This window comes from Pseudomonas sp. FGI182 (assembly GCF_000511325.1).
GTDB lineage: Bacteria > Pseudomonadota > Gammaproteobacteria > Pseudomonadales > Pseudomonadaceae > Aquipseudomonas > Aquipseudomonas putida_Z.
The window spans coordinates 2,976,095-2,999,239 of record NZ_CP007012.1 but is presented as its reverse complement, the minus strand read 5'-3'; the positions used below and the strand labels follow the sequence as shown (position 1 = coordinate 2,999,239).

At 62.4% G+C, this 23,145-nt stretch carries 21 protein-coding genes and 1 pseudogene; 15 read left to right on the top strand and 7 right to left on the bottom strand.

Annotated elements, in window-relative coordinates; translation table 11 throughout:
• Positions 1 to 79: 79 nt before the first annotated feature.
• The 4 genes from C163_RS13265 (at position 80) to C163_RS13250 (ending at position 5,500) form a co-directional block, all read left to right on the top strand.
• Positions 80 to 1,330, top strand: coding sequence for a Zn-dependent hydrolase (locus C163_RS13265; protein ID WP_025339218.1), 1,251 nt, complete (start codon positions 80 to 82; stop codon positions 1,328 to 1,330).
• A gap of 79 nt (positions 1,331 to 1,409) precedes the next feature.
• Positions 1,410 to 2,621, top strand: coding sequence for a diaminopropionate ammonia-lyase (locus C163_RS13260; protein WP_025339217.1), 1,212 nt, complete (start codon positions 1,410 to 1,412; stop codon positions 2,619 to 2,621).
• Between the two features lie 69 nt (positions 2,622 to 2,690).
• On the top strand, positions 2,691 to 4,319 hold the full coding sequence (locus C163_RS13255; protein WP_025339216.1) for an APC family permease: 1,629 nt from the start codon (positions 2,691 to 2,693) through the stop codon (positions 4,317 to 4,319).
• Between the two features lie 14 nt (positions 4,320 to 4,333).
• A complete protein-coding gene (locus C163_RS13250) occupies positions 4,334 to 5,500 on the top strand; it encodes a M20 aminoacylase family protein (protein ID WP_025339215.1) in 1,167 nt (388 codons plus the stop codon).
• Between the two features lie 215 nt (positions 5,501 to 5,715).
• Here the strand turns inward: C163_RS13250 and C163_RS13245 are convergent, their stop codons facing one another.
• Positions 5,716 to 6,900, bottom strand: a complete 1,185-nt coding sequence (locus C163_RS13245; RefSeq protein WP_025339214.1) for an MFS transporter — start codon at positions 6,898 to 6,900, stop codon at positions 5,716 to 5,718.
• Positions 6,901 to 7,159: 259 nt separating this feature from the next.
• Positions 7,160 to 8,041 (bottom strand): LysR family transcriptional regulator, encoded by an 882-nt coding sequence (locus tag C163_RS13240; protein ID WP_025339213.1) that lies wholly within the window; start codon positions 8,039 to 8,041, stop codon positions 7,160 to 7,162.
• 170 nt (positions 8,042 to 8,211) lie between these two features.
• On the opposite strand from C163_RS13240, the gene C163_RS13235 reads away from it, so the two are divergent.
• Positions 8,212 to 9,855, top strand: coding sequence for an acetolactate synthase large subunit (locus C163_RS13235; RefSeq protein ID WP_025339212.1), 1,644 nt, complete (start codon positions 8,212 to 8,214; stop codon positions 9,853 to 9,855).
• Between the two features lie 454 nt (positions 9,856 to 10,309).
• Here the strand turns inward: C163_RS13235 and C163_RS13230 are convergent, their stop codons facing one another.
• The gene (locus C163_RS13230) at positions 10,310 to 11,107 is read right to left on the bottom strand and encodes an SDR family oxidoreductase (protein ID WP_025339211.1); all 798 of its coding nucleotides are present in this window, start codon (positions 11,105 to 11,107) and stop codon (positions 10,310 to 10,312) included.
• Positions 11,108 to 11,215: 108 nt separating this feature from the next.
• Between C163_RS13230 and C163_RS13225 the strand changes: the two genes are divergently transcribed.
• Entirely contained in the window at positions 11,216 to 12,160 is a 945-nt protein-coding gene (locus C163_RS13225) for a GlxA family transcriptional regulator (protein ID WP_025339210.1), read from the top strand.
• Positions 12,161 to 12,168: 8 nt separating this feature from the next.
• Here C163_RS13225 and C163_RS13220 read toward each other — a convergent pair whose 3' ends face one another.
• Both C163_RS13220 and C163_RS13215 read right to left on the bottom strand, forming a co-directional pair.
• Positions 12,169 to 13,491 (bottom strand): APC family permease, encoded by a 1,323-nt coding sequence (locus C163_RS13220; protein WP_025339209.1) that lies wholly within the window; start codon positions 13,489 to 13,491, stop codon positions 12,169 to 12,171.
• 99 nt (positions 13,492 to 13,590) lie between these two features.
• The gene (locus C163_RS13215; protein ID WP_025339208.1) at positions 13,591 to 14,412 is read right to left on the bottom strand and encodes a carbon-nitrogen hydrolase family protein; all 822 of its coding nucleotides are present in this window, start codon (positions 14,410 to 14,412) and stop codon (positions 13,591 to 13,593) included.
• 162 nt (positions 14,413 to 14,574) lie between these two features.
• On the opposite strand from C163_RS13215, the gene C163_RS13210 reads away from it, so the two are divergent.
• The 8 genes and pseudogenes from C163_RS13210 (at position 14,575) to C163_RS13175 (ending at position 20,123) form a co-directional block, all read left to right on the top strand.
• Positions 14,575 to 15,363: a LuxR C-terminal-related transcriptional regulator gene (locus tag C163_RS13210; RefSeq protein WP_025339207.1), complete on the top strand. Its 789-nt coding sequence runs from the start codon at positions 14,575 to 14,577 to the stop codon at positions 15,361 to 15,363.
• A gap of 207 nt (positions 15,364 to 15,570) precedes the next feature.
• Positions 15,571 to 16,209 (top strand): dTMP kinase, encoded by a 639-nt coding sequence (locus C163_RS13205; protein ID WP_025339206.1) that lies wholly within the window; start codon positions 15,571 to 15,573, stop codon positions 16,207 to 16,209.
• 41 nt (positions 16,210 to 16,250) lie between these two features.
• Positions 16,251 to 16,688 carry a YeeE/YedE family protein gene (locus C163_RS13200; RefSeq protein ID WP_025339205.1) on the top strand — a complete coding sequence of 146 codons (438 nt, stop codon included), beginning with the start codon at positions 16,251 to 16,253 and terminating at the stop codon, positions 16,686 to 16,688.
• A 1-nt stretch (position 16,689) separates the two neighbouring features.
• Positions 16,690 to 17,109, top strand: coding sequence for a DUF6691 family protein (locus C163_RS13195; protein ID WP_025339204.1), 420 nt, complete (start codon positions 16,690 to 16,692; stop codon positions 17,107 to 17,109).
• A 106-nt stretch (positions 17,110 to 17,215) separates the two neighbouring features.
• Entirely contained in the window at positions 17,216 to 18,133 is a 918-nt protein-coding gene (locus C163_RS13190; protein ID WP_038408141.1) for a universal stress protein, read from the top strand.
• A gap of 69 nt (positions 18,134 to 18,202) precedes the next feature.
• Positions 18,203 to 18,875 (top strand): annotated as a pseudogene (locus tag C163_RS27725) (universal stress protein).
• 39 nt (positions 18,876 to 18,914) lie between these two features.
• Entirely contained in the window at positions 18,915 to 19,535 is a 621-nt protein-coding gene (locus C163_RS13180; RefSeq protein WP_081742274.1) for a hypothetical protein, read from the top strand.
• An 84-nt stretch (positions 19,536 to 19,619) separates the two neighbouring features.
• Positions 19,620 to 20,123, top strand: coding sequence for a peroxiredoxin (locus C163_RS13175; protein ID WP_025339202.1), 504 nt, complete (start codon positions 19,620 to 19,622; stop codon positions 20,121 to 20,123).
• A gap of 173 nt (positions 20,124 to 20,296) precedes the next feature.
• On the opposite strand, the gene C163_RS13170 is transcribed toward C163_RS13175, so the two are convergent.
• Together C163_RS13170 and C163_RS13165 are read right to left on the bottom strand one after the other, a co-directional pair.
• A complete protein-coding gene (locus tag C163_RS13170; protein WP_025339201.1) occupies positions 20,297 to 21,553 on the bottom strand; it encodes a cation:dicarboxylate symporter family transporter in 1,257 nt (418 codons plus the stop codon).
• Positions 21,554 to 21,655: 102 nt separating this feature from the next.
• Positions 21,656 to 22,081, bottom strand: a complete 426-nt coding sequence (locus tag C163_RS13165; RefSeq protein WP_025339200.1) for a VOC family protein — start codon at positions 22,079 to 22,081, stop codon at positions 21,656 to 21,658.
• Between the two features lie 153 nt (positions 22,082 to 22,234).
• On the opposite strand from C163_RS13165, the gene C163_RS13160 reads away from it, so the two are divergent.
• Complete coding sequence (locus tag C163_RS13160; RefSeq protein ID WP_025339199.1) at positions 22,235 to 23,110, top strand: LysR substrate-binding domain-containing protein; 876 nt, start codon at positions 22,235 to 22,237, stop codon at positions 23,108 to 23,110.
• The last annotated feature ends 35 nt before the right edge of the window (positions 23,111 to 23,145 follow it).

The following is a 23,145-nucleotide window of genomic DNA, read 5'->3' as shown; positions in this document are numbered from 1 at the left end:
ATGGCGAGCGAATAGAATTCTCCCATGAACAAAAACGGCGGTGTAGAGCCAAGGCTTTGCACCCAGGGAGAAACGGTTGATGAATGCGAGTACCCCACTGCAACTGAACGGCGCTTTGCTGCTGCAGCAGATCCGTGCACTCGGCCAGGTAGGCGCTGACGCCACTCACGGCGGGCGCACCCGGATCGCCCTGAGCGATGCCGAAAAGGCCGGGCGCGATCTGCTGGTCGGCTGGATGCGCGAACTTGACCTCGACGTGCAGGTCGACCGCATCGGCAACATTTTCGGTACTTTGCGCGCTGCCGCCGACAGCGGTGAGCAACGCCCACTGATGATGGGTTCGCACATCGATACTGTCACCAACGCCGGAGCCCTGGATGGCTGCTATGGCGTGCTGGCCGGGTTGGCGGTGATTCGGGCCTACCGTGATGCCGGGCGCTTGCCTGAGCGTTCGATCACCGTCGGCGCATTCACCAATGAAGAGGGTGTGCGCTACCAGCCCGACATGATGGGCTCACTGGTATATGCCGGCGGCCTGCCCTTGCAACAGGCGCTGGACACCCTTGGCACCGACGGTACGCGGCTTGGCGATGAACTGGCGCGCATCGGCTATGCCGGCACGCTGGAGCCTGGCGCCATCGTGCCGCATGAATACCTCGAACTGCATATCGAGCAGGGGCCGATCCTCGAAGCCGAGAACACCCTGATTGGCGTGGTCGAGAACCTGCAGGGCATTTCCTGGCAGCAAGTAGAGGTGAAAGGGCACGCCAACCATGCCGGCACCACGCCGACCCACCTGCGTCATGACGCAGGCTTCGTCGCCAGTGCCATCGTTGCCGAGTTGCGCGCCATGGCCGTGGATTCCGGCACAACCCTGGCCACGGTGGGCTGCATGCAGTTCGAGCCGAACGTGATCAACGTCATCCCGCGCAAGGCCACCTTCACCGTCGACCTGCGCGACCCCGACGAAACCTGCCTGGCCTACGCCGAAAACCGCCTGAGCCAATACCTGGAGGCGCTTGCCGAGCGCGAAGGGGTCACCATCACCACCGAGCGGCTGGTGCGTTTCGAACCGGTGATCTTCGACGCAGGCCTGGCCGATGCCATAGAAGCCTCGGCGCAGCGTTTCGGCTTCAGCCACCGGCGCATGACCTCCGGTGCTGGCCACGACGCGCAAATGATCGCCCGCATCGCCCCCGCCGCGATGATCTTCGTGCCCAGCCAGGGTGGCATCAGCCACAACCCGCGCGAGCATACCGACGACGCACAACTGATCCAGGGCGCCCAGGTGCTGCTGGATGTGGTCAGCCGTCGCCTGACCCACCCCTGATCCCCACTGTAATGCCCCGCCCGCTGAAGCCTGGTTTCAGCGGCAAGGGCTTCCTGTTGCCTGCAGAAAGGAGTACCGCATGTTTGTTTCCAACCCCAAGGCTGGCCGCCGGCCTTACCCGCAAGCGTTGCAAGAGGTGATGAGCATTGCCAGGGCTGAAGAAAGCCGCCAGTGGCTGGCCGGCTGGGCGCGCTTGAACGCTGGCGCTACGCCGCTGTACACCCTGCCTGACCTGGCTGCCGAGCTGGGTGTTGCCCAGGTGTCGGTGAAGGACGAATCGGTGCGCTCGGAACTGGGCAGTTTCAAGGCCCTGGGCGCGCCGATTGCCCTGGTCCGGCTGATCCGGCGTACCTTCCCCGCGCAGCAGTTCGACCCGCGTGGCTTGCTGGAAGGCCAGTACGCCGACCTGCTGGCGCAGTTCACCGTGGCCAGCGCCACCGATGGCAACCATGGCAAGGGCCTGGCGGCCGCCGCGCAAAGCATCGGCTGCCGCTGCGTGATCGTGCTGCATGCCAACGTCAGCATCGAGCGCGAACAGGCGATTGCGGCCTATGGTGCGCAGATCGTGCGCATTGCCGGCAATTACGACGCGTCGGTCGAGCATGCTGCGGAGCTGGCGACCAGCAATGGCTGGACCGTGGTTTCCGATACCTCCTATGAAGGCTACGAAGTGATCCCGCGTGACGTGATGCAGGGCTACGGCACCATCGCTGCGGAAATCATCGAAGCCACTGCCGGGCAACCGCCGTTCACCCACGTGTTCCTGCAGGGCGGGGTGGGCGGCCTGGCGGCCGGCATCGTCAGCTACCTGTGGGAGCACTACGGCGCACAGCGCCCGCTGTTGGTCATGGTCGAACCGGAGCAGGCGGACTGCCTGTACCAGAGCGCCTTGCTCGGCAAGCCGGCCAGGGCGACCGGCGCGGTGGACTCGGTAATGGCAGGCCTGGCGTGCGGCGAGACATCGCCGCTGGCCTGGCGCTTCCTGGAGCCGAGCGTCGATTACTTCATGACCATCAGCGATGACCAAGCTGTCGCCGCCATGCGTCGCCTGGCGGCTGGTAGCGCTCGCGACATTCCACTGGTGGCCGGTGAGTCCGGCGTCGCCGGCCTGGCCGGGCTTGTCCGCCTGGTAACGGATGCTGGCGCAGCTGCCGACCTGGGTATCGACGGCAACGCCCGCATCCTCTTCATCAGTACCGAAGGCGCCACCGCCCCCGGCGTATATGCCGATCTGCTGGGCGAGTCGGCCAGCTCGGTACTGGCCCGCCAGCAAGCCTGGGTACGTACCTGATCCACCCCTGAGGGCCGGGTATTACCGGCCCTCCGTCAGCTCCACACAAGAAAAACAAGCGGAGATTCCATGAACAAACTCAAACGTGACATCAGCCCCTGGTCGCTGATGCTGACCGGCCTTGGCTCCATCATCGGTTCAGGCTGGCTGTTCGGCGCCTGGCATGCATCGGCCATCGCCGGGCCGGCGGCGATCCTGGCCTGGGTCATCGGTGCGGTGGTGGTGCTGGCGATTGCCCTGACCTATGCGGAAATGGGCGCGATGTTTCCTGAGTCCGGCGGCATGGTGCGTTATGCGCGCTATTCCCACGGCTCGCTGGTGGGCTTCCTGGCGGCCTGGGCCAACTGGATCTCCATCGTGTCGGTGATCCCCATCGAAGCGATCGCCTCGATCCAGTACATGGCCTCCTGGCCATTCCCGTGGGCCCAGGCGCTGGTGCACCACGGCGAGTTGACCCATGGCGGGCTGCTGGCCAGTGCGGGCCTGGTGCTGGTCTACTTCGGCCTGAACTACTGGGGCGTGAAGCTGTTCGTCAAGACCAACACCGCAATCACCGTGTTCAAGCTGGTGGTGCCTGCGCTGACCGCCGTCGCGCTGATCTCGACCCAGTTCAATACACAGAACTTCGGCGACGGCTCGGTTGCCAGCTTTGCGCCGTATGGCTGGTCTGCAGTGTTCACGGCAGTGGCCGCCAGTGGCATCGTGTTCAGCTACAACGGCTTCCAGAGCCCGGTCAGCCTGGCCGGCGAGGCGCGCAACCCCGGGCGCAGCATCCCGTTCGCCCTGGTCGGCTCGGTGCTGATTGCGCTGGTGGTCTACGTGATGTTGCAGGTGGCCTTCATCGGGGCCTTGAGCCCGGCGAGCATCGCTGCAGGCTGGCACAACCTGAACTTCGATTCGCCCCTGGCGCAACTGGCACTGGCGCTGAACCTGAACTGGCTGGCCATGCTGCTGTACCTGGATGCGTTCGTCAGCCCTTCGGGTACCGGCTCCATCTATACCGCCACCACTGCGCGCATGATCTATGCGATGGAGAAGAACAACACCCTGCCGAAAATCTTCGGCAACCTGCACCCGCTGTATGGCGTGCCGCGCCAGGCAATGTGGCTGAACCTGGCGGTGAGTTTCATCTTCCTGTTCTTCTTCCGTGGCTGGGGCGTACTGGCGGCGGTGATCTCGGTGGCCGTGGTGATTTCGTTCCTGACCGGGCCGATCAGCCTGATGTCGCTGCGCGCTACCGCTCCGGATATCCAACGCCCGCTGCGCCTGAAGGGCATGGGCATCATTGCGCCATTCGCCTTCATCTGTGCCTCACTGGTGCTGTACTGGGCCCGTTGGCCGCTGACCGGACAGGTGATCCTCCTGGTGATCGGCGCCTTGCCTATCTATTTCTACTACCAGGCCAAAGCCGGCTGGGCGGGGTTCGCTCGCGAGCTGCGCGCCGCTGCCTGGCTGATCGGCTATCTCCCGGCGATTGCCCTGGTGTCGTGGCTGGGCAGCGAAGCGTTCGGCGGTATCGGCCTGCTGCCAGAGGGCCTGGACATGGTCGTGGTGAGCGCAGTTGCCTTCGCGTTCTACCGCCTGGGTGTGGGCAGCGGCTACCGCACGCCATACCTGAGCGAAAGCGTCATCTGGCACGGCCAAGCGCCTGCGGATGAACCCCAGCCTTCCGGTCAACGCCCGACGTTGGCTCAGTAACAGGAGCTTCAAACATGAACAACGACCCAGCATTCGAAGTGCGCCTCAAGCACTGGCGGCACGCGTTTCACCGGCACCCGGAAACCGGCTTTGAAGAGTTCGACACCGCCGAACAGGTCGCCAGCATCCTCGCCAGCCTTGGCCTGGAAGTGCACCGTGGCATCGGTGGCACCGGCCTGGTTGCCAGCCTCACTGTCGGTGACGGCCCGGGCGTGATCGGCCTGCGTGCCGACATGGATGCCCTGAACATCACCGAACAGGCGCATCAACGGCCGCATGCGTCCTGCAACCACGGCAAGATGCACGCCTGTGGTCACGACGGGCACATGGCGATGGTGCTGGGTGCCGCAGACCTGCTGTGCCGCGAGCGTAACTTCAACGGTACCGTGCGCTTCGTTTTCCAGCCGGCCGAGGAGCATGGGCGGGGGGCCAAGGCGATGATGGCCGATGGGTTGTTCGAGCGCTTCCCGGTCGATGCCCTGTATGGCGCGCACAATATGCCGGGCATGCCGGCTGGCCATATCGCCACGCGGGCCGGTGGGATCATGGCCAGCGAGGACAACTTCGTCATTCACATCCAGGGCAAGGGCACCCATGCCGCCCGGCCGCACATGGGTATCGACCCGATGGTGATCGGTGCCGAGATCGTGCTGGCCTTGCAGACCATTGTCGCGCGCAATGTCGACCCGAGCCTGTCGGCAGTGGTTTCCTGCACCGAGTTCATCACTGATGGCATCCGCAATGCGATACCGACCCATGTCACGATCAAGGGTGACACCCGCAGCTACAGCCCTGAGGTGCAACGCCTGCTGGAAAAGCGCATGCGCGAGATCAGCGAGGGTATCTGCCACCTGCACGGTGCAACCTGCCGGTTCGAGTACAGCCACGAGTTTGCGCCGACGGTGAACTGGGCGGCGAACACGGAAATTGCCGTGGCGGCGGCGCGCAATGTGGTGGGGGCGCAGGCGGTGAATGGCGAAGTGATGCCGATGATGATTTCCGAGGACTTCGGTGCGTTCCTGCAGCAGGTGCCGGGCAACTTCGTGTTCATCGGCAATGGTGCCGAGGGCGAGGCGGGGGCTACGCCGTTGCACAACGCTTCGTATGATTTCAACGATGCGATCCTGGCAACCGGGGCCCGTTATTTTGCCGAGGTGGTCAGGGTCAGCCTGCCGCGTTGATGCCTGCTGCGATGCGGTGCGATCCCCAGGATTGACGCGTTCTTCTGTAGGAGCGGCCTTGTGTCGCGAAAGGGCTGCAAAGCAGCCCCAGGGTTTCAGCGTCACCGCATGGATTGCCGGGGCTGCTTTGCAGCCCTTTCGCGACACAAGGCCGCTCCTACAAGGGATCGTGCCAAACCAACGTTAGGCGCCAGTATCAAGCGAAAAGCCGGGCCTTAGTGCCCGCCTTTCATCCGCCGTGCCACCAGGTAGATCCCCAGCCCGACCAGCGCCGTAGCCGCGCCGATGTACCCGGTGCTGGTCCAGCCCATGCCTGCGGTAATCGCCATGCCGCCCAGCCACGGCCCCAGCGCGTTGGCCAGGTTGAACGCCGCATGGTTGGACGCCGCCGCCAGGCTTGGCGCTTCATGGGCAATGTCCATCAGGCGGATTTGCAACGGTGCCGCCAGGGCAATCATGGTGCCGACCAGGCCAATGCCCAGCAGCAGGCTCCACAGCGCCTGGGCGGCAAAGCTGAAGAACAGCAGCACGGCAATCGACCACACCAGCACCAGCCCGACGGCGCGGAACTGCAGGCGGTCGAACAGCTTGCCACCGGCGATGTTGCCGACGATCCCACCGACGCCGAACGCCGCCAGGCCGAACGGAATCCACTGCGGCGACACCTGGGTCACCTGCAACATGGTTGGCGCCAGGTAGCTGAACACACAGAACATGCCGGCAAAGCCGATCGAGGCGATGCCCAGCGCCATCCACACTTGCGGCAGGGTGAAGGCTTGCAGTTCCTTGCGCGGGTCGCTGCGCACTTCATCGTGGCGCTGGGGCACGAAGCGCCAGACCAGGGCGATGGTGCACAGGGCGATCGCGCCGACCAGCACGAACGCCGAGCGCCAGCCGAAGTACTGGCCCAGCAAGGTGGCAACCGGGTTGCCGAGCAACATGGCCAGGGTCAGGCCCATCATCACCCGGGCCACGGCCCCCGCCCGCTGGTCCTTGGCCACCATGCTCGACGCCACCACCGCTGCGATGCCGAAGTAGGCGCCATGGGGCAGGCCGCTGATGAAGCGGAAGGCGACAAGGCCACCGAACGAGGGGGCGAAGGCGGTAGCCAGGTTGCCAAGGGCATACAGCGCCATCAGCAACAGCAGCATGTGCTTGCGCAAAAGCCGGGCACCGATGATCGCCAGTGTCGGGGCGCCGACCATCACCCCCAGTGCATAGGCGCTGATGGCATGGCCCACCTGGGGCTCGCTCAATTGCAGGTTGCTGGCGATATCGGGCATCAGGCCCATGATGGCGAACTCGCCGGTGCCAATGGCAAAGCTGCCCAGCGCCATGGCGGCTTCCATCTTCGCGACGGTAGTTTTGCTAGGGAGAGGGGGTAATTCCTGAACTGACATCTGGATCCTTGTTGAAACATGCTGAAACGTTCAAGGCGGGATCATAGTCAATCCGTGCTGGTGACGTCGAGGAAGCTGGCCAGCTTCCTGGACCTGCGGCATGAGCAGCACCTGTGGGAGCGGGCATGCCCGCGAAGAATCCAGCGCGGTGGATGGCACCGGCTGTGCCGGTGTTCGCGGGCACGCCCGCTCCCACAGCAGATCTGCGTGATGACTGTGGCAGCGGCTTTAGCCGCGAAAGGGCCGGAGCAGGGTGGAATCAACGCTCCAGGTAATGGGTCTGCGCGGCAAAATCGATGAAGCGCTTGCTGGCCAGCGACAGGTATTCCCCCGAGCGCCAGCACAAGCGGAAGCTCATCTGCTGCGCTGGCTGGAACGGTACGCCGACAATGCCCGGCGTGCGTTGTTGCACCGAGCGCAGCAGGGTCGCCACGCCCATGTTGTCCAGCGCGGCCTGTACCACCAGCGATACGAAGTTGCTCTGCAGCGCTACCTGGTAAGTGATGCCATGTTCGGCGAAGAACGCATCCAGCAGGTGGCGCTGCACGAAGGTGCGGTCGAATACCACCATGTCGGTATTGCGCAGGTCCTCGGCCGTGAGGAAGGCCTTGCCGGCATAGGGATGGTCAGGGTGCATGCACGCCAGCATCTCGTCGCTGCCCAGCAGGATCGATTCCTTGTCGGGCGGCACGCGCCTGGACTCCAGCAGCGCCAGGTCGATTTCCCGTTGTTCCAGGCGATGGCCAATGTCCTCGGCACTGCCTTCGAACACGGTCATGGCAATGCCCGGGTACAGCTGGCGGAAGGCGTTCATCAAGCCGGGCACATAATGCAGGCCGAACATCGGCGGGATACCCAGGCGCACTTCGCCGCGCTTCAGGTCGGCCATGTCGCGCAGTTCTTGCCGGGCCACATCCATTTCGCGCAGGGCCGATTCGATACGTGGCAGGAAGCGTTCGCCCTCGGCTGTGAGGATGACTTTGCGCGTGGTGCGGTTGAACAGGGTGACGCCCAGTTCTTCTTCCAGGCGGGTAACAGCCATGCTCAGTGCCGGCTGGGCAATATGCAGGTGCTGCGCGGCTTTGGTGAAGCTGCCTTGGCGCACGATCTCGACGCAGCAGCGCAATGCCTTGAGGTTCATTGAGGGGGGTTACCGTTCATAACAAACTGTGATGCCAAGCATCATAACAATATATTTATTATTATTAACCAGAGGGCCTACGATGCGCGCCACTGAGACATCCTGCAACATCTCAGTCACGCAGCTTAATAAATCTGCAATCCCACAAAGATTTTGAGGTAGTACCCCAAATGGCCAAGGCCGCCGATGTCGTTGTGCAATGCCTGGAAAACGAAGGTGTCGAGTATGTATTCGGCATTCCTGGTGAGGAAAACCTCGACCTGCTCGAATCCCTGCGCAAGTCGAAGATCAAGCTGGTACTTACCCGTCACGAGCAGTCCGCAGGTTTCATGGCTGCCACCTATGGTCGCCTGACCGGCAAGACCGGCGTCAGCCTGTCGACCCTCGGCCCTGGCGCCACCAACCTGGTCACCGCCAGCGCCTATGCCTACCTGGGCGGCATGCCGATGATGATGATCACCGGCCAGAAGCCGATCAAGAAGTCCAAGCAGGGCCGCTTCCAGATCATCGACGTGTGCGGCATGATGGACCCCATCACCAAGTACACCCACCAGTTCGCCTCCGCCGACAACATCCCGGCCCGTATGCGCGAAGCCTTCCGCCTGGCCGAAGAAGAGAAGCCGGGTGCCGTGCACCTGGAGCTGCCGGAAGACATCGCCGCCGAGCAGACCGATGCACTGCCGATTCCGCCAAGCCTGCACCGCCGTCCGCTGGCCGAGCACGTGGCGATCGACGCTGCCGTGCAAAAGCTGCTGAACGCCCGCAACCCGATCCTGGTGATCGGCGCCGGTGCCAACCGCAAGATGACCGCCAAGGTCCTCAAGCAGCTGATCGACAAGACCGGCATCCCGTTCATCACCACCCAGATGGGCAAAGGTGTGGTCGACGAGCGTCACCCGCGCTTCCTGGGCAACGCCGCGCTGTCGTCGGGTGACTTCGTGCACCGCGCCGTCGAAGCTGCCGACCTGATCGTCAACATCGGCCACGACGTGATCGAGAAGCCACCGTTCTTCATGGTCCGTGGCGGCACCGAGGTCATCCACATCAACTTCCGCTCCGCCGAAGTCGATGCCGTGTACTTCCCGCAGGTGGAAGTGATTGGCGACATCGCCAACGCCGTGTGGCAGATCAGCGAAGCGCTGAACGACACTTCGCACTGGGACTTCACCCGCCTGATGGCCATCCGTGAAGCCAACGAAGCACAGATCGCCGAAGGTGCCGACGACAACCGTTTCCCGGTCTACCCGCAGCGCATGGTCGCCGACATCCGTCGCGTGCTGCCGTCCGAAGGCATCGTTGCCCTGGACAACGGCATCTACAAGATCTGGTTCGCCCGCAACTACAAGGCGCACAAGCCGAACACCGTACTGCTGGACAACGCCCTGGCGACCATGGGCGCGGGCCTGCCATCGGCCATGGCCGCGCACCTGGTGCACCCGGACCGCCCGGTGATTTCGGTTTGCGGCGACGGCGGCTTCATGATGAACAGCCAGGAGCTGGAAACTGCGGTACGCCTGGGCATGCACATCACCGTGGTAATCCTGCGTGACGACGGCTACGGCATGATTCGCTGGAAGCAGGCCAACATGGGCTTCACCGATTTCGGCCTGGACTATGGCAACCCGGACTTCGTCAAGTACGCCGAAGCCTACGGTGCCAACGGCCACCGCGTGGAAAGCGCCGAAGGCCTGCTGCCGCTGCTCGAGCACTGCATCAAGACCCCGGGCGTGCACGTGATCGACTGCCCGGTCGATTACAGCGAGAACGACCGCATCCTCAACAGCGAGCTGCGTGAGCGCGCGCTGGCGGTGTAAGGCCTGACAGGTACGGCGCCACCTCAAGGCTGGCGCCGATCCTGTGTAGGAGCGGCCTTGTGTCGCGATGGGCCGCAAAGCGGCCCCCGGATTTCAGCGTCAACGCAACAATCGCCGGGGCTGCCATGCAGCCCATCGCGACACAAGGCCGCTCCTACAGGGACAGCGACCTGCCTCAGAATCCATCCACAGCATCGCTCAACGGGCGAGTTCGGTGTCCTTGGCGGTGTAAGGCCTGACAGGATCGGCACCACCCAAAGCTGGCGCCGATCCTGTGTAGGAGCGGCCTTGTGTCGCGATGGGCCGCAAAGCGGCCCCCGGATTTCAGCGTCAACGCAACAATCGCCGGGGCTGCCATGCAGCCCATCGCGACACAAGGCCGCTCCTACAGGGACAGCGACTGGAGCGCCGTGCTCGGTAACCCCCGCGCGGGCCTTCGACCAGGCAATCAGTTTCAGCTGGCGCTGTAGCGAGGTGCCAGCCGGTTGCTGGAAAGCTCACCGAACAGGGCCTGACGGTTGCTCTCGTAGGTTGTGTAGCGCTGCAGGTCATGCAGGGCAGGGATGGAGATCAGTACCTTGTTTTCGAAGTCCTGCAGGGCGCCTTCGACCAGGTCGTCAACCGACATCACGATACCTGGGTCGAGGTTCTCCACCGGCAAGCCGCCAATCGCCCAGAAGTCGGTGGCCGTGGCGCCAGGCAGCACGGCCTGGACCTGGATGCCGTGTGGCGAAAGTTCCTTGTACAGCGACTGGGTGAAGGCGGTGACGTACGCCTTGCTGGCGCCATAAACGCCATTTAGCAGCTCCGGGACCAGGCTGACGACCGACGAGATATTGATCACTGCACCTTGCTGGCGGGCAACGAAGCCTGGCGTCACGGCATAGGTAAGGCGGGTGAGGGCGGTGACGTTGAGGCTGATCATCTCGGCCATGCGTTCGACATCGCTTTCCAGCAGGGGAGTATGGGTGCCAATACCGGCATTGTTCACCAGCAGGGTGATGCTCGCGTCTTCACGCAACTTGCGCTCGACCCGGGCGAGTTCATCGGGGCTTGCCAGGTCTGCCGGGAAGACTTCGACACTTTGCCGGGTTTCCTGGCTGATGCGGCTGGCCAGTGCATTGAGGCGGTCACGGTTGCGTGCGACCAGCACGAGGTCATAGCCGAGGCGGGCCAGGCGCTCGGCGTATACCGCGCCGATACCCGAGGAAGCGCCGGTAATGAGGGCGGTGCCTTTGTGCGAGTGAGTCATGATTCAAGCTCCAGTGGTTAGGGACTGGGGCCATGATGCGGTAGATTTTCACTGGCTCAAATGACGTATATGGTAGTGTTTCAGGACACTACCAGACGGAGCCCGGTCATGCATCGCATCGGCTATCTGATCACCGAAGGTTTTCAAATCATGGGCCTGGCCACGCAGACGGTGTTCGAGGTCGCCAACCTCGTCGCCGGGGAGGCGTTTTACCGGGTGCAGAACTTCTCGGTAGATGGCGGCATGGTCCGCTCATCGCTGGGCATGCCCATCGAAACCCTGCCGTTGGCTGCACCAGGCCTGGCTGACACCTGGATGGTCAGCGGTACCCTGACCCCCGAGACGCCCCCAGCCGATGAGGTGCTGGCGTGTGTGCAAGGCTTTGTTGCCAGTGCGCGCAGGACCGCCGGGCTGTGTACCGGCACCTTCGTGCTGGCGCAGGCCGGTGTGCTGGACAATCGCCGGGCCACCACCCACTGGGCCTATGCCAAGGCACTGCGCACCCTGCACCCCAAGGTCGAGGTCGACGATGACCGGATCTTCATCATCGATGGGCCCGTCTGGACATCGGCGGGAATGACCGCAGCGCTGGACATGGCGCTGGCCATGGTGGAGAAGGATCTGGGGGCCGAGCTGGCCAGGTCGGTGGCGCACAAGTTGGTGATGCATCAGCGGCGCTCGGGCGGGCAGTCGCAACATTCCGAACTGCTCGCTCTGGCGCCGAAGTCGGACCGCATCCAGAGCGCCCTGGAATACGCCCGCCAGCACCTGAACCGCCCGCTGAGTGTCGAAGAGCTGGCCGGTGTGGTGCACCTGAGCCCCAGGCAGTTCACCCGGGTGTTCACTGCCGAAACCGGGCAGTCCCCGGCCAAGGCCGTGGAGAACCTGCGCCTGGAGGCTGCCCGCCTGATGATCGAGCAAAGCCGGCACAGCCTGGATGTGGTGGCCAGGGAGACCGGCTTCAGAGACCGCCGGCACCTGCGCGAGGTGTTCATCCGCGGGTTTGGGGTGCCGCCGCAGGCGGTGCGCAGGGATGCCAGGCGAGTGGTCTAGAGGGTCGTTCAGGCTTCCTCGAAATGCATCTCCGGTGGCTTGCGCTTGAAACCACGGGTAATCACGGTCAGGTAGAGCACGCCGAGGCAGAGCCAGCCTGCCCCCAGGTAGATCGCCAGGTGATCCAGACTCGCCATCAGCCACAAGGTGGAGGCAAAGCCCACCAGGGGGAATGCGAGGTACATCAGCAGCGCGTTGGCACCACGCTGCTGCATGGCAACCCAGTAGTGGAAGATCACCGCCAGGTTGACCAGGCTGAAGGCGAGAAAGGCACCGAAGTTGATGAACGAGGTGGAGGTCGTCACATCCATGCGCAAGGCGAGCAGGGCGACCACCCCGCACAGGATGATGCTGGGCACCGGCGTGCTGAAGCGTTCGCTCAGCTTGCCGAAGAATGATCTGGGCAGCACACCGTCGCGCCCCATCGCATACAGCAGGCGGGAGGCGCTGGCTTGCGCCGACAGGCCCGAAGTGAACTGGCCGACGATCAGCCCCAGCAGGAAGATGCTGACGAAGATGTCGCCACCGATGTTCTGGGCAATTTCATAAGCCGCCGCGTCGGCGTTGGCAAAGTCGGTGGACGGGTGAGCGAGCTGAACGAAGTAGCTGCAGGCGATGAACAGCCCACCGCCGATCAGGGTGATCAGCAGGATGGCTTTCGGGATGTTCTTGCGTGGTTCCCTGGTTTCTTCGGTCAGGGTGCTGACCGCGTCGAAGCCCAGGAATGAATAGCAGGCAATCGCCGCACCGCTCATGATCAGCGGCAACTGGGTGCCTTCCTTGTAGAACGGCTCGAGTGTCCACAGCGGCACCGTGGGGTCGCCCGAGACATAATGCACCGCGAGTGCAACGAACGCGGCCAGCACCAGCAGCTGGATGAACATCAACAGGCCATTGACGGTCTTGGCCAGCCGCAGGCCGATCACATTGATCGTTGTGGTGATGCCGATGAATGCCAGCACCCAAATGGCTTGCGGCACGCCCGGGAACGCCGAGTGCAGATAGGCCGCGCCAATGAGCCAGATCGCCATGGGCAGGAACAGGTAGTCGAGCAACACCGCCCACCCGGTGATGAAGCCCAGCTGTGGGCTGATCGATTTGCGCACGTAGGTATAGGCGGACCCGGCGACCGGAAAGGCGCGCGCCATGTGGCCGTAGCTCAAGGCGGTAAAGAGCATGGCGATGGCGGCAGCGAGGTAGGCTGCGGGTACCCTCCCTCCCGTGGTCTCGGCCAGGATACCGAATGTGCCCAGGACGATGATGGGGGTCATGTAGGCGATGCCGAAAAGCACCACCGAGCCCAGCGAAAGCGTTCGCTTGAGTGTGGCCATTACTGCTTGCTCCAGCTTGTGATTGTTATTCAGAGTCGAACACGCTGCCGTCCCTGGCGGCCTTGCATTCCAGTAAGAGAGCCTGGAAGGGTGGAATATTCAGGAGGGGATGATCAGTTCGCGAAGGCCGTTGGCGTGCTCGACCTGTTCACCCGGCAGCTGGATGCGGCGCTGGGCGATGTAGGTGTAGTCGCGCCGTGACTGCTGCAGTTGCTCCATGGTCAGCTCGACGGTCATGCGGCACTCGCCACGGCCGGCTTCGCACAGCAACTGGCCGTACGGGTCGACGACGGCACTGCCGCCGGCGAAGACCAGGCCGCCATCACCGTCGCCCACGCGGTTGACCATGACCGCGAAGGCCTGGTTTTCCATGGCGCGTGCGGTGATGGCGGTTCTGTGGGTAGGCCCGTACGGGTCCATGTTGCCGTTGGTGACAATGATCAGTTCTGCGCCCAGCTGCCCCAAGGCACGGGCGGTTTCAGGGAACTCGATGTCAAAGCAGATCAGCAGGCCGACACGGATGCCTTTGAACAGGGCTGTCGCAAAACGGTCGCCTGGGGTGAAAACCCCGCAGTCCGATGCCCAAAGGTGGGTCTTGCGGTAGGTGAGCGCTACGCCTTCAGGCGTGACCAGCACGGTGGTGTTGTAGAAACGGCCGTCGTCTGCGGCTTCGGCCATCCCGACGACCACGGCAACATTTTGCGCTTGTGCGGCCTGTTGGACTGCCGTGATGCTCGGGCCATCCAGTGGCTCGGCGATGCGGCCGATGTTTTCTTCGGTTGGGAAGCCCATCAACTGGGTTTCCGGAAAGACCAGCAGATCGGTATCGGCGCCGCAGTTGCCGATCGCCTCGATGGTGCGCTGCAGGTTGTACGCGGTATCGCCATCGCGACCGGCCAGTTGGACAAGCTCTACCTTCATTTCCAATCCTCGACTAACGGCTTCGACCGCCATGCCCTGGCGGCATGGGGTGTAAAAAACGATCCCGGTACAGGTTCGCTCAGCGTAAGCTAGCCCGGATTATGGGGTGGTCATCATGGCGGGGGGTATTACGCCCACGTGGTAACCCAACAGGGGTAGAGGATGAATTTTACGCTGCACGACATTGCCTGGCACCGATCGGTAGGCCAGTTGATTGAAACCCTCGACAAGGACCACTTCTGGACAGCCCTGGTGCGGTTGCTGAACGAGTACGTTGCCTGCGACAGCTGGGTTGCGCTGCTGTTTTCCGCAGGGCGCCCGCAGGTGTTCGCCGAATGCCCCAGTGCAGACGGCAACCCTGACCCGCTGTTCCAGGACTACCTGAACGGCCTGTACCTGCTGGACCCGTTCTACGTGGCCAGCCGAGAGGCTGCGGCGTCCGGCCTGGTGCGCCTGGCGGACGTGGCCCCTGAGTGTTTCGAGCAGACGGACTACTACCAGCGCTATTTCCGGCTTAACGTGGTTGCCGATGAAATTCAGTACAACGTGCAGCTGGATGCGCAGCGCACGCTGTGCCTGTCGCTGGGTAGCAAGCGCCGGTTCAGCATCGAACAGGTCACCCTGCTGGAACTGTTGCGGCCGTGGGTCACTGCGCTGATGCGCCAGCGGATGACGTTCGAGCGGGAGTTGCTGGAAGAGGCCACCAAGCCCGCGCCGCACTGGCAAAGCCGCATGGAGGACAGGGTCGAGCAGATGGAGTCGCCGCTGACCGGGCGTGAGCTGGAGGTGGGCCGGCTGATGCTCAGCGGGTGTTCCAGCAAAGAGATCGCGCGCAAGCTTGAAATCTCCGTGGAGACAGTGAAAGTGCACCGCAAGCATATGTACAGCAAGCTGGGTATCAAATCGCAGTCGGAGCTGTTTTCGCTGTTTCTTCAGGCCCAGCTGGGTTGATTCCGGCCAACTGCATGCCCCCTCTCATGGGGCTGCACATGACTTGTTGCTTTAGCAGGGACCCTGTGGGAGCGGGTTTACCCGCGAACACCGGCTTAGCCGGTGCCATCCACCGCGTCGCCTGCTTCGCGGGCATGCCCGCTCCCACAAAGACCGCGCTGGCACCCAGGCCTGCGCTGCATCTTCAGATTCGACTGGTAATTAAAAATGACCCGCCCGCTGTTTGTTTCCATCGATGGGCCCAAGGGCACCGGCAAGACCACGCTTCTGGAGGCGGTTACCAAGGCCCTGAGGGCTGACAACAAGAAAGTGATCCGGCTTTGCGAGAAAAAAAGCGACCCCTACCGGGGGAAAACCATGGCCCTCGTCAATCAACTGGTCAGAAACCCCTCCCGGGACCTGGAATTGAGGGTTTGCGAGCGCTTCGCCGAAAGCCGTGCCTGGATTTCCCGGCATGTGCTGCCGAGGCAGCCAGTAGACAGCATCATCCTGATCGATCGCTGGTACCCGTCCGATGCCGCATTTCGCCGCAGCGTGGCGTTCGACGAGATCCTGCGTCTGAACCTCGAGCGAAATGTGCAAGTGCCCGATTTGCATGTCGGCGTTGTCACGGCCCCTGATACTTCATGGGCAAGGGCCGCGGCACGAACGCGCGGGTTGGGTAGTACGGTGATCCATAGCCTGGACGAGCAGGTTGCCTGTACCGAGGCGTTCGAACGTGCGGTTGTGGAACACGGCTGGGTACTGTGCCGTAATGAAGGGGCCATCGAGGATGCAACAAGGCAGGTAGTGGCCGAGATCGATGGCGTGCTTCGACCACGTCATCGCTTGTGCTGCGATCTCTGAAACTTTAATCCAGTCTTGTTCCTGTTATGGGGAGAAATACGATGACAATCGATTTGCTGGCCTTTACGCCATGGTCCGCGCTGGCCGGTGGTGTGTTGATCGGGCTGGGGGCTGGCCTGTTCGCTGTGGTGAACGGCCGTATTGCGGGAATAAGCGGTTTGCTTGGTTCGATGCTGCAGCGAGGCGGGGAAGGGCGCAGAGAAAAGCTTGCCTTTCTTTTGGGGCTGCTGGCAGCCCCGTTGCTTTGGGGGATATTTGCCACGCTGCCGTCAGCCCGTTTCACCACGGCATCGTGGACGCTCATCGCAGCGGGCCTGCTGGTAGGGCTCGGCACCCGCTACGGCAGCGGTTGCACCAGCGGCCACGGCGTCTGTGGCCTGTCGCGCCTGTCACCCCGTTCGGCGGTGGCAACGCTGTGCTTCATGGCCACCGGTTTTGCCACGGTGTATGTGGTCCGCCATCTCGTACAAGGGGCCTGACATGCCAGTGTTCAGTGGTTTTATCGCTGGGCTGCTGTTCGGCGTGGGGTTGTTGCTTGCAGGCATGGCCGACCCTGCCAAGGTGCTCGGTTTCCTCGACATTGCCGGGCTATGGGACCCTTCGCTGGCGCTGGTGATGATCGGCGCGATTGCTGCGGCATGGTTGCCGATGCGCTGGGCGCGCGGTCATTCAACGGCACTGCTGGGTGGGGCGATGCAATTGCCCGGCCGACGTGATGTGGACCGACGTCTTATCGGTGGCAGCCTGGTATTCGGCATTGGCTGGGGGCTTGCGGGCATCTGCCCGGGGCCGGCCTTGGTGCTGCTGCCTGCAGGGTACTGGCAGGCCTGGCTGTTCGTCGCTGCAATGCTGGGTGGCATGGGGTTGTTCCAGTGGCTTCAGGTTCGCCGTGCTAGCTGATGGTCGGGCTGCCTGAGAAAACCGGCTGGACTATTGATAGACATCAATATGGCAGGGCGCCGCTGGCACATGATCGAGTGACACATCCAGACCGCAGAGGTGTGCCATGCCCAACCCGCAAAGACTACTGCTCATCGCGTCACCATTGATGCGTCGCACCCCGGTCTATGACCGTGCCGCAGCGCTGGCCAAGGCCAAGGGAATGGCACTGCACATCGTGGCATTCGATTACCTGGAAGGGCTGGCCACGGCGGGCCTGGTCAATGACCAGGCACTGGCCACCATGCGCGACGGGTATGTGCAACAGCACCGCCAATGGCTGGAATCCCAGGCGCTGTCGATGCGGCGCAACGGCGTGACAGTGACCACCGAGGTGGTATGGGCCCAGCATCCGCTGGATGAAATCCTGGTGCATCTGCGCGAGCAGCCGTTCGCCATGCTGGTCAAGGCGTCCGAGCACGAACCATGGTGGATGCGCGCGATGTTCACCTCGCTCGATATCCAGTTGTTGCGCGAAGCACATGTTCCACTGCACCTGGTGCACAAGGCCGAGCACGCCCTGCCGCGCAGGATTCTCGCAGCCGTGGACCTGTCCCGGCCGGACGATCAGTATGCGGGGTTCAACGACCGGATCATCAGCGAAGCGCTGAAACTTGCGCTGCAATGCAACGCAAGCCTGGACGTGCTGTATGCCTACGATCTGGGCTCCATGTACCTGGATGCTGGCGGCAGTCGGGAACATTCGTTCCTGTTCGGTTCAAACCTGGCCCAGACCCTGCACGAGGCCCAGAGCGACGCTTTCCAGGCATTGGCGGAGCGCAACGGGATCGCCGCCGAACAACGTCACATGCGGGTAGGGGACCCGGCCAAGGTCCTGGCACTGTTCATGGAAGCCAACGCCATCGATGTGGTTGTGATGGGAAGCCATCATCACCATGGCGTCGGCTGGTTCATTGGCAGCACCACCGAGCGGGTACTGCACCGGTTGGGCAACAGTGTGCTGATTGTTTCGCCCGAGCGTTGAACGGCAGGGGCCTTGGCTATCCGTAGCCAGAGGCTATTGATCATCGCCACATCCGGCCGGAGGTTTCCCATGGGCCATTATCGACAACTGCTGGTGCTGCTCACCGACGTTGACCCGCATTCGGCCGCTTTGCGCAGGGCCCTGGCCCTGGCGCATGCAAGCGGCGCCGCCGTGCATGTGCTCGGGTTGTTCGAGCCCGTCGAGGAACATCTGCTGCGCGAAGAGCGCTTGAATGAGGCCGATGAACAGCGCCAGTACGAGCAATTTCGGGAGCGGCTTGCGGGGCTGATCGAGCGGCACCGGTCCGGCGGTGTCCCGCTGACGCACGACAGTGTGTACGCCGACGACCTGCGTAGCGAGGCCATCGACTACATCACCGAGCTCCAGCCCGATATGGTCATCAAGGACAGCGAGGCCACACCGGTACTGGCGCGCGTGTTCGGCACACCGCCTCACCCAGACGTGGATCGATGAAATGCGCGATGCCTTGCAGGCGAGCTTCGACACGCTGGCAGATAGCCAAGGCGTTCCTCTGGAGCGCCGGCACTTCAAGGAGGGGCCGCCGGTGCAGGTGATTCGCGAGCAAGTGCTTGCCTTGGATATCGATGCCGTGGTGATGGGCGTCGTTCAGCCCAAGGGGCTGGACAAGCTGCTGGGCGATACCACCGAACGTATCGTCAGCAAGCCGCCATGCAGTGTGCTGGCGGTTCATCCCCATGTAATCGATACGTGGGAGCCGTAGCGCCAGCCCCCGTGCATTGACGGCGATGCGGGAGGTGTCATGGATACACAAGCAAGGGCAAAGCTCAGGGCCTGGTTAAAACGCCCCCGGGGCAGTTTTGGTTGGATCGCAGCGATCGCCACGTTGGTGCTGGCGGCCTCTGTTTACCAGGCGCTCAGCCCGGTATGGCGGCTGCCAATGCGTACCCCGGCAGTGCTGCTGGCTTTGTTTGCATTGAGCGCAGCAGTCGGATGGGCCGTGCAGCGCAGCGTCAAGCGCATGGTCGGCAATACCATTTTCACCGGTGGCGCCATCGGCTGGCAGGCAAGGCTCAAGCGCATCCGGGCGGTGGCCAGGGAGTCGAACATTCTGTTGGCCATGTTGGCGTTGATGGCAGGGTTTGGCGCAGGCACGCTATGGCTGGCCGGGCGTACCGTGGAGAACATCGTCAATGCGTGCGAGGCCAATTTCCAGGCTCAGGCCGCTGTACCGCAAAACGCGCCTATCGTCGCACAGGTGGCAAAACCGGTCTGCCAGTGCCTGGCACAGACGTTTCTGGATCGCAACGGGGTGATTCGGCTGGCTCTGTTCAATACACCGCTACTGGACGCGAGTACATTGAAGGGCGTTACCGCAATTGATGAGCGGCGGTGCCTCGAGCAACTGGATCTGTTGCTTTGATCATTGTCAAAGCGGTGCACCATGTACGAACCCTGGTGGATTGCTGCATCATGCCTGCCCATTTACCGCCCCAGGGAGACAGCGATGATCAAGACCGGCGATACACTGCCCGACGTAACGCTTTACCAGTACAGCAACGGCGAGGGCGGCTGTGCGATCGGCCCGAACGCGTTTTCCCTGCACGAGCGCTGCAAGCAGAAAAAAGTGGTGATCTTCGGCTTGCCTGGTGCCTTCACGCCAACCTGTTCGGAGCGGCATGTCCCGGGCTACGTGGCTGCGGCCCAGGACCTGTTCGCCGCTGGGGTTGCCGAAATTCTCTGTGTTTCGGTCAATGATGCATTCGTCATGAATGCCTGGGGCGCGAGCCTGCAGGTGGGCGAGGCGGTCAGGATGATTGGCGATGGCAACGGTGAATTCAGCGAGGCGCTGGGCCTGATCCAGGACCTCTCGGCACGCGGCATGGGCCGGCGTTCGCAACGCTATGCCATGTTGGTCGACGACCTGGTGGTCAGGCACATCGCGGTCGAAGCACCCGGCAAGTTCGAGTGCAGCGACGCTGCGAGCATGTTGGCTGTTTGTAAGCTCTGAAGGCATACACCTTTACTGTGGGAGCGGGCGAGCCCGCGAAACGGCCAACGCGGTGCATGGCACCGGCTGCGCCGGTGTTCGCGGGCACGCCCGCTCCCACAGGGGATGTGACCCGCTCTCGAATATTGTTCCCTGCGCGACAGCGCAGCTCGAAGGGCTGGGCAATTGGCCCGTCAACCTTTACTCGCCGCCTCACGCCGGGATGGTTTCAACTGAACCCCCTCCCAGCGGGCAATCACCAGTGGCGCTATTGCATTGCCGAGCACGTTCAGCGTGGTAGTCCCGCTTTCGATCACTCGGAAGATGCCTGCCACCAGCGCCACAGCATCGAGGGGAAGCCCGGCAGATGCCAGCGTGGCCGAGAGGATGATGATTGCGAAGCCTGGAACACCGGCTGCGCCCTTGGAGGTGAGCACCATGGTCACGACCAGCAGTATTTGCTGGGACAGTGTGAGGTCTATACCGTAAAGCTGGGCGATGAAGATCGTCGCGACTCCCAGGAAAATCGACGCCCCATCCAGGTTGAACGCATACCCGACCGGTACTACGAAGCTGACGATACGCCTGGGAACACCATAGTGTTCAAGCTTCTCCATCAGCTGTGGCATTACCGCCGCGGATGCCGCACTCGAGCACGCCAGGATCAGCTCATCCTTGAAATAGCGGACAAGCTTCGACAGGTTCTCGCCGATCAACAGGCAGATGCCGCCAAGTACGATCAGTGCGAAGAGGATCAGTGCCAGGTAAACGACCCCGATCAACTTCATCAATGGCAGCAGGGAGGCGAAGCCGAAGGTTGCCACGGTGGAACCGATCATGCCGAACACCCCAATGGGCGCGTATGCCATGACATAGTTCACCAGCTTGAACATTGCGTCGGCGGTGCCCTGCAGTGTTGCCACGACTGGCGCACTCTTTTCGCGCGGCAAGGCGTTCAGGGCCATGCCGAACAGTACCGCGAAGAACAGGATGGAAAGCAGCTTGCCTTCGGACAGCGACTGGAAGAGGTTGTCCGGCACAATGTTCTGCAGGATCATCAAAGCGCCTTTGGCAGGTTCCGATTTAATGCTCGCATCGCCTCCCGCCATGCCGGCGATCACCGTACCTGAACCAGGCTCCAGAAGATTGGCCAGCACGAGCCCGACAATGATGGCCAAGGTGGTGATTGCGAAAAAGTAGCCGAGGGACTTGACCCCCATACGGCCAAACGACTTGTTGTCGCCACCCCCTGCAATGCCGAGCACCATGCAGCAGAAGACGATGGGCACGACAATCATCTTCATCATCTTGATGAAGATGTCACCCAGGGGTTTGAGCACTTCACTGCTGACCCATTGTTGATGTTCCGGGTGTGTATTCAAGAACCAGCCAACGCCGATGCCGAGCAACAAGCCGATAACGATCTGCCAGACCAGTGGGACTTTTTTCATGACGCCAGCCTATTTTTATTGATTTAAGGTGTGCTGCGCTGTTGGCAGTAATTGAAGGCGTGAGCGAAGGGCTCACGCCCGGGGGCACGCGGGCAAACAACGCTATTTGGCGAAGATCTGCCCCATGTCCTTGAAGGCTTTGAACTCCAGCGCGTTACCACACGGGTCGAAGAGGAACATGGTGGCTTGCTCGCCCACCTGGCCTTTGAAGCGGACGTAGGGCTCGATGACGAATTCGGTACCCAGGTCGGTCAGGCGCTTGGCAAGCGCTTCCCACTCGTCCCACTGCAAAATCACGCCAAAGTGAGGGGCTGGCACATTGTGGCCGTCTACCGGGTTGCTCAGCGCATGTTCCTGGTAGGGCATCTTGGGATGTTCGTGGATGACCAGTTGATGGCCATAGAAGTTGAAGTCGACCCATTGGGCTGCGGAACGTCCTTCTTCAAGGTTGAACACCTCGCCGTAGAACTTGCGAGCCGCGGGAATATCGTAAACCGGAATGGCGAGATGGAAGGGGGACAGGCTCATCAGAAACTCCTTGAGGGCTATGGGTAACGACCTGTGAAGCAACAGGTCGTCATTGGGGTGGGTGGCTTGTTTCTCGTTTTTGCCGATTCTAGGAGTGGCTAAATAATAAAAAAATCAATATATTTTTCTTAAAAACACAAAGGAAAATTGTGAATGATCCGCGAGCTCAAGACCCTGATTGCCGTGGCCCGGGAGGGCACGTTCGCTGCAGCCGGGCTCAAGGTGAACCTGACCCAGGCGGCCGTAAGCGCGCAGATGCAGAGGCTGGAGGCCGAACTGGGGTATGAAATCTTTGAACGCAAAGGCCGCAACGCCCAGCTGAACAGGCGCGGGCAGCAGATTCTGGAGCAGGCCCAGGAGCTCGTCAGGCTCTACAACAGCCTGGGTTCCAGTGCTCAGGGTGTGGCGCCTACCGTGCAGGTAGAGGTCGGCGCTATCGCGTCGGTACAGAGGTCACTGCTGCCACAAGCACTGGCGCAGTTTCATGGCGCCCGGCCTGAATGTCGCACGCGGATCATCCCTGGCCTGTCGCTGGAGCTGCTGAGTGCGGTAGATGCCCGGGAAATCGACATCGCCGTGATCATCAGGCCGCCGTTCGAATTGCAAAGCGATCTTCACTGGACAACGTTGGCAAGCGAGCCTTACAGGCTGATAGTTCCAGCCGGGCTCGCGGATGCCGAGTGGAGCGAAATGCTTTCGACCCAACCCTTCATTCGCTACGATCGCTCGTCATTTGGTGGGCGCCAGGTCGACCGCTTCCTTCGACAATTTCATTTCAATACCAGAGACGTGTGCGAACTGGACGAACTGGATGCCATCACCGAACTGGTCGGGAAGGGTGTGGGGGTAGCGTTGGTGCCACAAACAGTCAGCCGAGACGCCTGGCCTGCCTCCGTGCGCGCCTATGATCTTGGCGGCCACACGTTTCATCGCGACATTGGCCTGGTTCACCCTGCAAACGTTGCCTTGAGCGTGCAGGTTACGCTCTTGGTCCAGCTGATTGTCGAGGCGGCTGTTCAATGCCACTGACAACCTGAACCGGCGCACCCGGTTCAGGTTTGGCA